Source organism: Photobacterium salinisoli, from assembly GCF_003614885.1.
GTDB classification, from domain to species: domain Bacteria; phylum Pseudomonadota; class Gammaproteobacteria; order Enterobacterales; family Vibrionaceae; genus Photobacterium; species Photobacterium salinisoli.
The window spans coordinates 394150-407549 of sequence record NZ_QZMS01000011.1; the positions used below are offsets into that span (position 1 = coordinate 394150).

11 protein-coding genes are annotated in these 13400 nt (G+C 47.2%); 4 read left to right on the forward strand and 7 right to left on the reverse strand.

The window, feature by feature from the left end; all coding sequences use genetic code 11:
• The first annotated feature begins 46 nt into the window (after positions 1 to 46).
• Entirely contained in the window at positions 47 to 451 is a 405-nt protein-coding gene (locus D6M16_RS13215; protein WP_120512341.1) for an XRE family transcriptional regulator, read from the forward strand.
• Positions 452 to 517: 66 nt separating this feature from the next.
• Here the strand turns inward: D6M16_RS13215 and D6M16_RS13220 are convergent, their stop codons facing one another.
• Positions 518 to 2887, reverse strand: a complete 2370-nt coding sequence (locus D6M16_RS13220; protein WP_120512342.1) for a Lon protease family protein — start codon at positions 2885 to 2887, stop codon at positions 518 to 520.
• A gap of 170 nt (positions 2888 to 3057) precedes the next feature.
• Between D6M16_RS13220 and D6M16_RS13225 the strand changes: the two genes are divergently transcribed.
• Positions 3058 to 3390 carry a hypothetical protein gene (locus tag D6M16_RS13225; protein WP_162941030.1) on the forward strand — a complete coding sequence of 111 codons (333 nt, stop codon included), beginning with the start codon at positions 3058 to 3060 and terminating at the stop codon, positions 3388 to 3390.
• On the opposite strand, the gene D6M16_RS13230 is transcribed toward D6M16_RS13225, so the two are convergent.
• The 4 genes from D6M16_RS13230 to D6M16_RS13245 form a co-directional block, all read right to left on the reverse strand.
• On the reverse strand, positions 3387 to 3782 hold the full coding sequence (locus D6M16_RS13230) for a hypothetical protein (protein WP_120512344.1): 396 nt from the start codon (positions 3780 to 3782) through the stop codon (positions 3387 to 3389). The two genes, D6M16_RS13225 and D6M16_RS13230, sit on opposite strands and share 4 nt — an antisense overlap.
• A gap of 2 nt (positions 3783 to 3784) precedes the next feature.
• Positions 3785 to 4087 (reverse strand): hypothetical protein, encoded by a 303-nt coding sequence (locus D6M16_RS13235; RefSeq protein ID WP_120512345.1) that lies wholly within the window; start codon positions 4085 to 4087, stop codon positions 3785 to 3787.
• A gap of 587 nt (positions 4088 to 4674) precedes the next feature.
• Positions 4675 to 6843, reverse strand: a complete 2169-nt coding sequence (locus D6M16_RS13240) for an SEC-C metal-binding domain-containing protein (RefSeq protein ID WP_162941031.1) — start codon at positions 6841 to 6843, stop codon at positions 4675 to 4677.
• Between the two features lie 945 nt (positions 6844 to 7788).
• The gene (locus D6M16_RS13245; protein WP_162941032.1) at positions 7789 to 8238 is read right to left on the reverse strand and encodes a DUF3850 domain-containing protein; all 450 of its coding nucleotides are present in this window, start codon (positions 8236 to 8238) and stop codon (positions 7789 to 7791) included.
• A 382-nt stretch (positions 8239 to 8620) separates the two neighbouring features.
• Here D6M16_RS13245 and D6M16_RS13250 point away from each other — a divergent pair, with 382 nt between their 5' ends.
• The gene (locus D6M16_RS13250; RefSeq protein ID WP_120512348.1) at positions 8621 to 9310 is read left to right on the forward strand and encodes a helix-turn-helix domain-containing protein; all 690 of its coding nucleotides are present in this window, start codon (positions 8621 to 8623) and stop codon (positions 9308 to 9310) included.
• A 47-nt stretch (positions 9311 to 9357) separates the two neighbouring features.
• Here the strand turns inward: D6M16_RS13250 and D6M16_RS13255 are convergent, their stop codons facing one another.
• Complete coding sequence (locus D6M16_RS13255; protein WP_120512349.1) at positions 9358 to 9786, reverse strand: GFA family protein; 429 nt, start codon at positions 9784 to 9786, stop codon at positions 9358 to 9360.
• 41 nt (positions 9787 to 9827) lie between these two features.
• Positions 9828 to 11405 (reverse strand): ATP-binding cassette domain-containing protein, encoded by a 1578-nt coding sequence (locus tag D6M16_RS13260; protein ID WP_162941033.1) that lies wholly within the window; start codon positions 11403 to 11405, stop codon positions 9828 to 9830.
• Positions 11406 to 11801: 396 nt separating this feature from the next.
• Between D6M16_RS13260 and lhgO the strand changes: the two genes are divergently transcribed.
• Complete coding sequence (gene lhgO, locus D6M16_RS13265) at positions 11802 to 13043, forward strand: L-2-hydroxyglutarate oxidase (protein WP_120512351.1); 1242 nt, start codon at positions 11802 to 11804, stop codon at positions 13041 to 13043.
• The last annotated feature ends 357 nt before the right edge of the window (positions 13044 to 13400 follow it).

A 13400-nucleotide genomic window follows, 5' to 3' on the forward strand; every position in this document is an offset into this window, starting at 1 on the left:
CCGGGCAATGATATAACCCACAAGTTTCGAACCAGAGTACGAGTCTATGTCATTTGCTCAACGCTTGCGTAACCTGATTGGCGAAGAAAGTATCAGCGGCTTTGCCCGCCGGGTTGATCTGAATGAAGCCCTGATCCGCAAATACCTCAACGGCAGCGAACCCAGCCTGCAAAAAGCCAATCAAATTGCGGTGAAAGCCAATTGCTCACTGGAGTGGTTAGCCACCGGCTGTGGTTATCTGTACCGACAGGCTGAAGTGGTCGACAAAGAGGCGTTGGCCCTCGCCTGGGAACATGTCACAGGACAACCTTTTGACGGTGTCAGCCAGGAGTTAATCAAAGTGCTGGCAGGTTATCAGTTTCTGCGCGGCCATAAGAAGACAGACGGTTATCTGGATGTCCAGGCCATGGCCACCTTTCTGTCCGTCGCCCGCCAGCGCGAACCCGTATAAAGAGCAAAAAAAGCCATCCGGCGGGATGGCTTTTTCTCTTTGCGAAACATGTTTCTGAAAACACGTTTACTTGCGCATCGCATTCAGCCTATTTTGCGCTATACCCAGTACCGACTCTGGCGGGTAATTGCCGTCCAGCCATTCCCCGGCATCTTTGCCCGTGAGCAGACTGATCGCCTCACTGACATGGGAAATGGCCCAGATGTGGAAGTCGCCTTTGTCGACAGCAGCCAGAATATCTTTACGCAGCATCAGGTTATGGGCATTCGACTGCGGGATAATCACCCCCTGGTTGTTGTGCCGCCCCTTGATGGTACAGACATCAAAGAAACCTTCAATTTTCTCATTCACTCCGCCGATAGGCTGTGCCTGACCAAACTGGTTCATCGAGCCGGTAATGGCAATCGACTGATTGATCGGGCAACCGGAGAACGCCGAAATAATGGCACACAGCTCCGCCATGGAGGCGCTGTCACCGTCCACACCACCGTAGGATTGCTCAAAGGTCAGGTGTGTGGTCAGCGGAATGCGCGCACTCTTGCCAAACAGCGACGACAGATACGCGGTCAGTATCATCACGCCTTTGGAGTGAATCCGCCCGCCCAGCTTCACGCTGCGCTCAATGTCCATCACCTCGCCTTCCCCCCACGATGTCGTCGCCGTGATCCGGTTCGGCAAGCCGAAACGGTGATCCGACGTCGAAACCACGGACAGCCCATTGATCTGACCAATAACGTCACCCTGCGTATCTATCAGCGTGGTACCGTTCCTGAAGGTATGCAGCATCTGATCCTGCAGACGACTGACCCGTTTTTCCTGGCGCAGCAAAGCCTGTTCGACATGCGCGACACGTATCATGTTGGCATTGGCGGCTCTGGCGGTGTAATTGGTTTCGCGCAGCAGGTTGGCGATATCTGCCGAATGCAGCGACAGCTTGTTCTGATCCTCGGCCTGACGGGAGCTGTATTCAATGATGCGGGCAACGGCTTTGCGGTCACAATGCAGCATGCCGTTATCGTGCACGATACTGGAAATGAAACGCGCATACTGAAGCTCAGACTCATCGGTACGTTCCATTTCATCTTCAAAGTCCGCTGTGACACGGAACAGCTCACTAAAATCAGGATCGTAATGGACCAGCAACTGATAGGTCTGATAATCACCGAACAGGATAATTTTCACATCCAGCGGAATGGGTTCAGGTTCCAGTGAAATCGTACCGGACAGCGTGACTTCCCGCTCCAGTGAACTCAGGTTCAGCTTGCGTGAACGTAATGCCCGTTTCAGGCCGTCCCACACATAGGGCCGCTCCAGCACTTTCACCGCATCCATCAGCAAGACACCGCCGTTAGCACGGTGCAGGCTGCCGGATCGAATCAGCGAGAAATCGGTAAACACCGTGCCTTTGTAAGTCGCGTTCTCTATGTAGCCAAAGATAGCGTGATAATTCGGGCTCTCTTCCACCACAATCGGAAAGTGCTCACTCTCCTGGCTGACCAGCACATTGACCTGATAGCGACGCGGCATTTTCTTATCCAATGCGGCATAAGAAAGCGCGACCTGATCTTCACTTTCTTCCAAAAAGATATCGAGGTTTTCCAGAATGTCTTTCTGCATCGCCGTGAGATAGTCTTTTATCTCAGTATGACCGCGGTACTGCTTTTTGAGCGGTTTGACAAAATGCGAAACGACCTCCAGCGCCACTTCTTCATTGAGCTTCTGGATTTTATCGGAAAACTCTTCTTCCCAGTCAGTCAACTGGCGCGCAATGCCTCGCAGTTTCACTTCCAGCGCCGTGATAATAGTTTCGAATTTTTCCTGCTCTTCTTCAGGCAGCGCCACAAAGCTTTCTTCGGTGTGCGGCTCTTCGCCATTCATGGCCACTAACTGATAATCGCCCTGAGTCGTCAGGGTCAGGCTCACCTTTTGCTCTTTCGCTTGTTCGGTAAGGTTGCCCAAAGCCGTTTGCTGTTTCTCCGCCAACTGATTTTTCAGCTGCTCAGAGCGCGAGTAATACATTTCATTGTCGAACGCCAGCGGCAAGGCTTTCACCAGGCGAAGCATCAGCTTTTCAACGTCTTTTTTGAACGGCATTCCCGTGCCGGGTTTCAGTTTCAGCAGCTTAGGGGTACGGGTCTCTTCAAAATTCGCGACATAACACCAGTCATACAATGGCGAAGCATCCCCGTTCGGATCATGGCGGTTCAGATACCGCAGTACCATAGTCCGTTTACCCAGCCCGTTACGGCCTATGGCATATATGTTGTAGCCTTTCTCCTTGATCGACATCGCGAACTCAACCGCCTGCTGAGCGCGTTCCTGCCCCACAATTTCGTTCAGGGGTTCTAAATGTTTGGTTGATGAAAACTCGGCATCCAGCCCGTTTAAGGTGCAGGTGCGGTACAGGGTATCTGCTTGTAATGATTTCATTGTCATACCCTTCCCCTTATCTCTCCACTGATAGTTATTTCAGTGTAGCCAGCAATTAGTTACTTTTTAGTGACTTAGCTTGGTTTTAAGGAGTTATTTGTTTGAGTGGTGGTTTTTTGTGCGACGGGAGGGGGTGGGATGTCTAAAATGTCCAGCCTACCTTTAGGTGAATTTGTATGTCGCGCTTTCACTTTTGTGCCTGCCTCAGCATTTTCTTATGCGCGCCAGGTACTCTTTTGTGGCAAAAAGAGTACCCAGAAATGCCTTTGGGTTCTTTGTCGCTTTCCGGGCCGGTTGTAGGCGCTCCCAGCGCCGACAACCTAAAAATTCGTCCTGAATTTTTCCCTGGGTTGGGGATTATTTTAGCCGAGGATCGTGATTGCCATATTGTCCACTTACCCTTTACCTCAGTTGAATCTAATCAAGTTTATTTCAACCTGATGAATTTGACTGCTGAACTAGACAAAAAAAGCCGCAAAAGCGGCTTTTCCTATGTAAGGGTTTATTAACTCAACGCATCATCTTGATGTTTGTATAAGATCGAGAGCGCAGGAAAATACACCACGAGATAAAGTAATGTCAGTAACAGCACTTCCATACCTGACATCAATGCAAAATCTGCCCACATTGAGTCAGCAAAACTAAATGCGCCAATCACTGCCGTATTGAAGAACACAAGCTTCAAGACTACACGACTTTTAAAAACCGTCTTTCGATAGGCATATGCGTACAAGCACAAGAACATCAGTACGCCACTCGCCAAACCCCAAGCATTAACTAATGTGTTAGATTCCTGAAGCTGCAGCTGTGTGTTCTTAAACATGACCAGATTTATACCAATACTCAGGACCGTCAGTACCAGTAAAACCCAGAAAAACACTTTAGCCTTCGTTCGATTCATCTTTACCACCAATAACCATACATAATTTTACGAGGGTCATCTGGTAAACGCAAAATCGAGTCACGGTCTACCAGATATTTTCTTTTAAAATTATGACGTTGAATACCATATGCAGGCAGTTCCTCCAATAGTTTTATCGCTTTTTGCACATTTTCATCCTGCATTGTTGCACCAGCTTCAACCTCAGCCTTAAGTGCCGGCACTATGTAGCGATAGTATTCTTCGGATTTTGCACGTGTTAAAAAGACACCTGCAATTGCACCGCCTGCGTGCCATAAGCCTTTTACTACTTCAACTAAAAGCATGATTTCACCTTACTCAATAAAATACGTATTCTATTGATTTATAATGATTAATTGAATTAGTGAAAATGTCTTTTGTATACTTCGTAATGACTAATTCAGCTTACGAATTGACAGATAAATTTTAGTATTATCTCAAATACTAGTTAACCTCAGTGGTAATTTGCATGTCGCGCTTTAACTTTTGCGCTTTCTCAGCATTTTCTGATGCGCGCCAGGTACTCTTTTATGGCAAAAAGAGTACCCAGAAATGCCTTTGGGTTCTTTGTCGCTGTCCGGACCGGTTGTAGGCGCTCCCAGCGCCGACAACCTAAAAATTCGTCCTGAATTTTTCCCTAAAGCTGAGGAAATAGTTTGGATCGTAACTCGTTATTGCCCCATTATTTGGTAGACCTCTTACTCATTCACATCCTGTTCATGGGCTTTCCCCTACTAAAATTTATCCATTCTTCTAGTGGTGTTCGTTTGTAAATCCCCGTGTTGTATCATGGGGGTATATTCCACGTAACCTCATGCCGTTAACGGGGCTCAGATAAAAGAAAACTGCCCTTTCGGGCGGTTAGTTTAAAGCAAGTATATTTAGATGCCTTTTATCTACCGCAGCATCTCTTATACTTATTCCCACTACCACAGGGACACTTATCATTTCTGCCAATTTTAAATTTCATTTTCTTTTGAATATCTGAAGGAGAGATTTTCTTTGTGTTATTTTTTATCTCTTTAGGTATTGCTTTTTCCATATCCTCATCATATGCCCATGGAAAATCTACTCCTCCCATGAATACTGGATATTTAGTAATAGCATCAAAAAGAACACCAAACCACTTATCAAACTTACATGAGTATTTCTTCATGTTCATGTGAGCCAACATTCGATTAGCTTCATGCTCTAAGTCGATTTTATTCTTACATAAATCCACATGTACCGTCACACCGTATTCGTCCATAAGCAACGAAAAATCGTGTAGTTTGGAATCTTGAATACATTTGTACGAACAACCGTCTACTGCTTTATTGAAATCATTGATGGCCTTACTGGAAAATTTGAGCAATTCCAAACCAAAATTAATAACTCCCCTATCATCGCCTTTATCAATCACCGATATTAACCTTGAGAAAGGAGTGTTCACATGATAAGTGAGAATTCCCTCTGGTGTCTTTTTCCCTCCCCAGTAAGGTATTCTTCTAGACATTATTGCGTGATCTAAATCTCCACATATACTTTCATCTAAGCATGCGAATGTATAATCAGATGAAAGCCACAAATTTTCCTTTAGATGATGAGATAAAATTGTCAATTCAGAGCTTGCAACAAAATCATCAAAATAACCAGCTCGTCTATCTATATAGCTAATGAAGTAAAGTGGAGTGTTTAAGAATTCACTCATCACATCCAAGAAAAATATATCCATTACAAAAGGTTTCTTGATAAGTTCAAGGTCACTATCAAGAGTTAACATGTTCAGCGACTGAAATGTTAACGATGGGTAATGTTCTGATGTAATGGAAATAGGATAGAAGCAATCAATATCTAAGTTGAGTTCAATTTTTTGATTATTTTCGTCCTTTAATATGACGTTTTTGGAGTGCAAAGCTTTAGCACACTTCACGGCTTGGTCATATGCATTTTGTACTGCTGCTACAAAATCCCGCTTAGCTGCAACCCCATCACCTTGTCTAGCTGGAAGAGTTAAAGCCTTTGACTTTGCTTGAAATATTAATGCTTTATTTCCAAATAAAACTAAGACATCTATTTCGCTTATTCTAGTTTTTGAGTCTTTATATATTTCAATGTTGCTAAATACATTTTTTTCACCGAATACCTTCTTAAGGTATTTTATGGTCATTTTTTCTACATATTCACCACGATGTTTTTCTGCCTGTTTCAAATATTCCTTATCAGTATCACGAATCCAGAACATTGGAGATTCATATAGATTTTCTAATAAACTATAGCTGTTAAATATATAGTATTTATCATTGAAATTAATTATAGGTTGTAATTTCACATCGTTCAAATCAGTAACGTTATTGAAGTTCGTGTTATTTGTTGAGCATGTAAAGCACTCTATAAATGAATATAGTTCTGATTTTTCAAAATCAATTTTTTCACTTATAGCATCAATGTCTATTCTAAACATTTCAAGTAAGTCTTCATAGTTGGCTACTTTCTTGTAAAACCGACTTGCTTTTTCATTAATATTTTCTTTTATCATGCTAACTATATTAACTGCATTTCTAACTGTGAACCCCTTATTTTCAAGAATCCACTCTTCATCCTGTGCATATTTTTCAATAGACAGATCGTTATATTGAAAATCATAAGCACTGTCAGCAGAATAAAATGTAGATTCACGGATGGAAGCTGGTGAACTCATAAATCTTTCACCAAAACCTTTAGATGAATCCATATCTGAAAATAATGCTTCAATAGCACTAGGGTTAAATGTCATGCTGTTATGAAGTTCTTCAAGAAGACTATCTGAATCATTTGCTAATTTATCTATTTCTTCTTGCGTTATGTCTAACTTCGTTAATGTTTTTTTAACCATTAAACCTAACAATGTATTGATTTCATTTTTGCACAACTTATTTTTAGAAAACCAATGGCTAAAATTCTCAGCAATACTCCTCCCAGGAGAAGTAACAAGAAAGTTGTCCCTAAAACAAAGGGATGCAACTGCGTATATATAGCCGTTTGATTTACAAATTTCTTCTAATTGACTAAAGACATCTTGCTCTGCTCTATGCTTTATCATTATCACACCTTTTTCCTAGCCTATGAGTACGAGATTATAGTTTCTTGAACTTCACTATTTAGTGAAGGATCTCATGTTTGGTGAAGTGTCTTGTCTTGCAATTTTTAGTAGATAGGAAGTGGCCTTAAGCTCCAACTCGCTTTGAATCGCCAACAGAGTAACGCCTAACTGACAATATTTGACTTACAAAAAAATATTAATGAATTGCTAATATTCGATTTTTCGTAACGCATTTTTGTCCAAAAACGAGTTTAGCGCCCAATAGAGACGCACTCCCCTAGTGGAAAAATTCAGGACGAATTTTTAGGTTGTCGGCGCCGGGAGCGCCTACAACCGGCCCGGATCACACCAAAGAGCAAAAAGGGGCTTTCTGGGTACGCTTTGCACCAACAAAGAGTACCTGGCGCGCGAACTCAGATGCCAAGTAAACCACCAGACTCAAGCGCGACATACCTCAACTGCACCAGAAGCAATAAACACAACACACCCGAAAGCCCAAAAGAAACCCACTCCCTCAGGGAAAAATTCAGGACGAATTTTTAGGTTGTTGGCGCCGGGAGCGCCTACAACCGGCCCGGACCACTCCAAAGAACACAAAGGGGCTTTCTGGGTACTCTTTGCACCAACAAAGAGTACCTGGCGCGCGTACTAAGATGCCAAGTGAACTACCACACTCAAGCGCGACATACCTCAGCTGCACCAGAATCCATAAACACAACATCCCCAAGAAACCCACTCCCCAGGGAAAAATTCAGGACGAATTTTTAGGTTGTCGGCGCCGGGAGCGCCTACAACCGCCCCGGACCACACCAAAGAACAACAAGGGGCTTTCTGGGTACTCTTTGCCCCAACAAAGAGTACCTGGCGCGCGTACTCAGATGCAAAATGAACCACCAGACTCAAGCGCGACATACCCTCAGAATCTGAACTCCCCCAAAAAGAACATCACGACTCCACCGAAAACTTCTTCAAAAAGTGATTCGCCTCATCCACCCAACACCGCCCTGCCTGCACGTTGCGTTTCGCCTGTTTATCCGTGCTGCCGGCTTTCTTGATAAGCTGATAGGCCGCTTCTGTGTAATCGCAGTGCTCTTTTAAGCGATCACGCAGATAGCCAATCAAGCGAATACCCTGCAAGGGGGTGGTGTTTGCCAGCGACAATACACACCAGCCATCGTCCAGACCCGCCGCGTTACCGTGCTCGACATGGGTAATGAGTGAGCTCATCTCCTGCCCTGTCTCTTCGCCGTTAGCGTCCTGTTCGCGAAAAATAAGGACATCGCCGACCGTATATTGACGATGATTGAGACACAACTGGTGGGTTTTGCGTCCGGCCAGTATGTCGGTGAAATCGGCAGACGGAATACTCAGTTCATGAAGCGTGACTTTGTTCATGCCGGAACCTCCACGTTGTGGCGATCGGCGTTGACAAGGGAGCGCCATTGACCCGTCGCCTGAGTTCTCCGGCTCATTTGAGAACGCTGTGTATTGCCAAACGACATACGTTTAGCTTGCCGTAAAAGCAGAGTACGGAAATGAGGGACGATTAGCCTCCGAATCTCCACTTTTGCGATGCAGGGTACATCAATCGCTATTTGATTCCTTGTCATGAGTGGTATCCTTACGCGTTGGTTTTGCGCACTTTTTGCCAATTTTGCGCTGATTTGTTGAATACGCACAGTGTTGATCCTCAATTGAATACCGTCAATAACTTATGCCGTTAACAGGTGACTTTTGACGATCATTTTCGAGTTCGATCACACTGACTGGACAGTACATGAGTAAAAAAATCCTTATTTTTGACTATCTGAAAGGTCATGACTTCACATCGAATCTGAGAGACTTAACCCATTGTGCTTCCTTTGGTGAGATGGCAACGCTGTTTGACGTGCCAAAAACCACCTTCAGCACCTGGAATACCCATAACCGCACCTCTCATGAACTGGTTGTCCGTACGCATTTACGTACCGGCATCCCGATTCACCGGTTAATTTTACCTGCAGATTATCCCCTGGAAGCGCTGCATCATTCGTTTACGAACAGCAAAGCCGCTGAGCATAGCGCCATTGCTGAAACCTCAAATGAGTACAGAGCAGACCGGCAATCGACGACGAATAGCGCGGTATCCGACACAGTCGTCACGCTGGACAGCTACAGCCTGACCAATGGAAAGTTGCTCAGCACCGGTACACTTCCATATGCAAAACGCATTTTTGAGTCCTGGAGCCTGAATGCCGCATCCACCATTGAAGTGGAAAACCATGAAGGGCGGTTTCTGATTGATAAGAGTCAGAACGATGCCGTGAGCGGTGATTACCTGATTGATATGAACGGACGTCTGTCGATAAATCCTATTCAGCGCCTGCCGAACAAGCTGGCGGTGACGCTAGGCCACACCTGTGTAGAAGTGAATGACAACGAGATCAAAGTGATTGGCCGAGTGGCGGTCAGTTTGAAAAAGCAGTGAACTGTCACTATCCCGGGCCGCAGAGACCGGCCCGGGATGGCTGTTACTTAAGGGGCAAATTGAGCGAAGACTTCTTCTTCGGTCAGATTTTTGGTGTTGTTACTGAAGGCATAATAAGCCGGTTTTTTATCAATGAAGATCTGCTGCTCCATTTCCAGCTGACTTTCCTGATCCAGCAAACCTGCCGGTACTATGTACTGCCCGGTTGGTTTAAGAAAATAAAACAGATGAGTACCGCAATTTTTGCAGAAACCACGCTCGCCCCAGTCTGATGACGAGAAACGGGAAACATAGTCTTCGCCACTGAACGTCACTTCCGTGCCAGCCGAAACAGCCAGATACGGGCCACCGCTCCATTTACGACACATGCCGCAATGACAGACTTCCGCATGCAGCGTACCGCTGTTTGATTGCATTCCGACCTTACCGCACAGGCAATGTCCTGTGAGGTGATGCAACGATGATGTTGATGACATAGTGCCCTCCTTATCCATAAGCCTCAGATAGCATAGTTGATTTATCTGAAAAAATCCCAGCGCTGATTCACACCACACGCATCCACAAAATCCGGATCGTGACTGACCAGAATGAAGCTGCCCTGATGTTCACTCAATGCCTGGGCCATCATGGATTTTCCCTCCAAATCAAGGTGGTTGTCCGGTTCATCCAACAGCAGAACCCCTTCCTGTTGCTGATGACTCACCACCAGCATCGCCAGCCGCATTCGTTCACCGCCGCTCAGGGTCGACATTTGCTGCTCGACCCTTTCCCGGCGAAAACCGATACAGGCTGCCAGGGTGCGCAGCTCGGCGGCCGTATAGGCAGAGCACAGGCGCGTCAGGTTATCCATCAGCGTTGCCTGCAAATCAAATAAGGAAAAATGCTGATCCAGATAGCATAGCGGCCCGTGCCTGTGAATCTCACCCGAGCTGGCTGGCAGCTCACCCAATAGCGTTTTCAGCAAGGTCGACTTACCTGTGCCGTTACTGCCATGCAGATGAATTTTATCGCCATAGCAAACAGTTTGGCTGATGGCGGGTAATTGTCCCCGCTGTAAGCCCAGTTCGGTGATCGTCAGTAACCGCGCACTTCGCTTGGCCGCACTCTTGGTACTGAAGCTCAGAGGCTTATTGCAGTCCATTTTATCCTGCAGCGTTTTGAGCTGTTGCTGCGCCTGTTCCAGTTGCTGGTGTTGCTGATGTTTTCTTGATGATGCTGCACTTTCTGCGGCATTTTTCTGGTAATCAAGCAGCAAAGTGGACTGGCTGCCAGCGTGCCTGTCCCGCTTTCCGGCCGCCGCCCGGCGCTGGGCTTTTTCTTCATTGCGCTGATGCTGTCGGTGAAGGACGTTGATGTGTTGTTTCGCTTTCGACAGTTGCGTGGCCAGTAACCGGGCTTCATGACTTTTCTGTTCCCGGTATTGCATAAAATCAGTGCCGTAGCTGGCTAACCCCGTGTGGCTGAGTTCAACAATGCGATCGGCGTTTTTCAGTAATAGCGGATCATGACTGACCAGCAAAATGCCGCCCTGAAAATGGGTGATGTGTTGCGACAGCCATTCTCTTCCATGTCGATCCAGATGGTTTGACGGCTCATCGAGAATGAGCAGCTCAGCACCACTGCGAAAACAAAGCCACAACCGTAACCGTGTCAGCTCACCGCCGCTCAGACTGGTGCAGGATTGTCCGGGATCGGGCGGTAATCCTAACGCTGTTAACTGGCGGGACAGGGCATCCGGCAGATCCCATTGTTCGCCTACCGCCTCGAAATCTGCCGGATCGCAACTGCCGGCGGCGATGCGTTTCAGCGCTTGCAGGCAGTCGTCGACGCCCAGTGCCTGTGCGACAGTACCCAGCGCCGACAAATCGTTCTGCGCCGTCAGCTGAGGTAAGTAGGCGATGTGTGTATGCCTGACCACCCGGCCTTCATCTGGCTGACGGGTACCGCTTAACAGTGCGGCCAGCACAGATTTGCCACAACCGTTTCGGCCTACCAGTGCGGTGGTTTCACGGTCTAAAGTGAGGGATAGATCAGAAAACAGCGGTTCCCCGTGGGGAAGAAAAACAGTCAGAGACTGAGCTTGCAATAATGTCATAACGACCTCCGGTGCAAGCGCAGGGAGAGACATTACCGTCAGAATACATGGCTTTTTGCAGACAGATCTGAGTAGCACAACCGGTAACAATACGGTGATTCACAGCCGTTGACTGCTCAGACATAGACGGTTAACGCCCACTAACCCTGCGGATCCAAAAGAAAAAGTTCAAAGGATGTCAGGGGTTAGTGATTCATGTAGGCGTTAACTCCAAATGAGGTGATGGCGGCTATTAAACCACCGTAAAACGCATACCGCAAGATGCGCTCACCAGAAAGCAGGGGGATGAAAACAATTTATCCTTTTGCGACTTTGTCTGCTTAGTGTTTAAATACCTTATCAATCATAATGATATCGGCCTGAGCTGGCCTCTGTTACCTTTGCGAAGGATATGCGATGAAGGATGAGTACGACTATCTGGTGATTGGCGGCGGCATAGTGGGGGTCGCCACGGCCAGTGCTTTGTTACGCCGGTATCCTGACAGCAAAATTCTGCTGATTGAAAAAGAGAGCACCCTCGCCCGTCACCAGACCGGCCACAACAGCGGCGTGATCCATGCCGGTGTTTATTATGCACCCGGCAGCCTGAAAGCACGGTTTTGCAAGGAAGGCGTACAGCGTACACTCGATTTCTGCCGCCAGCATACTATTCCCGTCGACAACTGCGGCAAATTACTGGTCGCCACCAATGAGACAGAAATGCGCCGGATGCAGGATCTGCTGACACGCTGCCGTGAAAACGGCATTGAGGTCGAAATGCTGGATCAGGCTCAGTTGCGGGAAAGAGAGCCGAACATCAGCGGCCTGGGAGCGCTATTTGTACGGGCAACCAGCATAGTGGATTACCGGCAGGTCACTGAACATATGGCCAGCGATTTTACCGCTTCCGGCGGAAAAACGGCCCTGAATACACAAGTAACAGACATCACCGAGCACGGCGATCACATCGCACTGACCTGCCGCCTGAGTAACGCAACCAGTGCCGGTTCTTTTTCTGTCAAAGGCTGTTTTCTGGTGTGTTGCGGCGGGTTAATGGCCGATCGCCTGACCAGAATGATGGGGCTGAAGACAGATTTTCAGATCATCCCCTACCGCGGAGAATATTACCGTCTGGCAGCCAGACATAATCAGATTGTCCGCCACCTTATCTATCCGATCCCCGATCCTGCACTGCCCTTTTTAGGTGTTCACCTGACCCGCATGATAGATGGCTCTGTCACGGTTGGTCCAAATGCAGTACAGGGATTTAAACGAGAGGGTTACGGGCGTTTCAATTTCAGCCTGCGTGACACGCTGGACATGCTCTCTTTCCCCGGTTTCTGGCAGGTTACCGGTAAGCACCTGAAAACCGGATTACAAGAATATAAAGATGCCTGGTGGAAAGCCGGATATCTTGAGCGGGTACGAAAATATTGTCCGGGGCTGACTCTGGACGATCTGGAACCCTACCCGGCAGGTATCCGTGCTCAGGCCGTGCTGAAAGACGGTACATTGGTCCATGACTTTCTCTTTGCAGACAGCCCGCGCAGCCTGCACGTGTGCAATGCCCCGTCTCCGGCAGCAACCTCTGCGATGCCGATTGCCGACTACATTTGCGATAAAGTGGCTGAGATTGAACAAAAGAATGAGGCTGGCTGAAACAACAAATCAGGCTAAATCCAAGAAACCACTCCCCAGGGGAAAATTCAGGACGAATTTTCAGGTTGTCGGCGCCGGGAGCGCCTGCAACCGACCCGGACCACACCAACGAACAAAAAGGGGCTTTCTGGGTACGCTTTGCACCAACAAAGAGTACATGGCGCGCATCAGACGATGTCGAGAGAAGCACAGCACTCAAGCGCGACATACCATCACGACCGTTTACCCGACACCAAACCCAAACCCCAAGAAACTCACTTCCCTAGGGGAAAATTCAGGACGAATTTTCAGGTTGTCGGCGCCGGGAGCGCCTACAACCGGCCCGGACAACACCAACGAACAAGTAGGCATTTCTGG

Excerpts from the sequence above, each read along its gene's own strand:
- D6M16_RS13250 (WP_120512348.1), top strand. The coding sequence starts at position 8,621 with ATGAGTAAAAAAATCCTTATTTTTGACTATCTGAAAGGTCATGACTTC.
- D6M16_RS13220 (WP_120512342.1), bottom strand. The coding sequence starts at position 2,887 with ATGACAATGAAATCATTACAAGCAGATACCCTGTACCGCACCTGCACC.
- D6M16_RS13235 (WP_120512345.1), bottom strand. The coding sequence starts at position 4,087 with ATGCTTTTAGTTGAAGTAGTAAAAGGCTTATGGCACGCAGGCGGTGCA.
- D6M16_RS13260 (WP_162941033.1), bottom strand. The coding sequence starts at position 11,405 with ATGACATTATTGCAAGCTCAGTCTCTGACTGTTTTTCTTCCCCACGGG.
- lhgO (WP_120512351.1), top strand. The coding sequence starts at position 11,802 with ATGAAGGATGAGTACGACTATCTGGTGATTGGCGGCGGCATAGTGGGG.
- D6M16_RS13255 (WP_120512349.1), bottom strand. The coding sequence starts at position 9,786 with ATGTCATCAACATCATCGTTGCATCACCTCACAGGACATTGCCTGTGC.
- D6M16_RS13240 (WP_162941031.1), bottom strand. The coding sequence starts at position 6,843 with ATGATAAAGCATAGAGCAGAGCAAGATGTCTTTAGTCAATTAGAAGAA.
- D6M16_RS13225 (WP_162941030.1), top strand. The coding sequence starts at position 3,058 with ATGTCGCGCTTTCACTTTTGTGCCTGCCTCAGCATTTTCTTATGCGCG.
- D6M16_RS13215 (WP_120512341.1), top strand. The coding sequence starts at position 47 with ATGTCATTTGCTCAACGCTTGCGTAACCTGATTGGCGAAGAAAGTATC.
- D6M16_RS13230 (WP_120512344.1), bottom strand. The coding sequence starts at position 3,782 with ATGAATCGAACGAAGGCTAAAGTGTTTTTCTGGGTTTTACTGGTACTG.
- D6M16_RS13245 (WP_162941032.1), bottom strand. The coding sequence starts at position 8,238 with ATGAACAAAGTCACGCTTCATGAACTGAGTATTCCGTCTGCCGATTTC.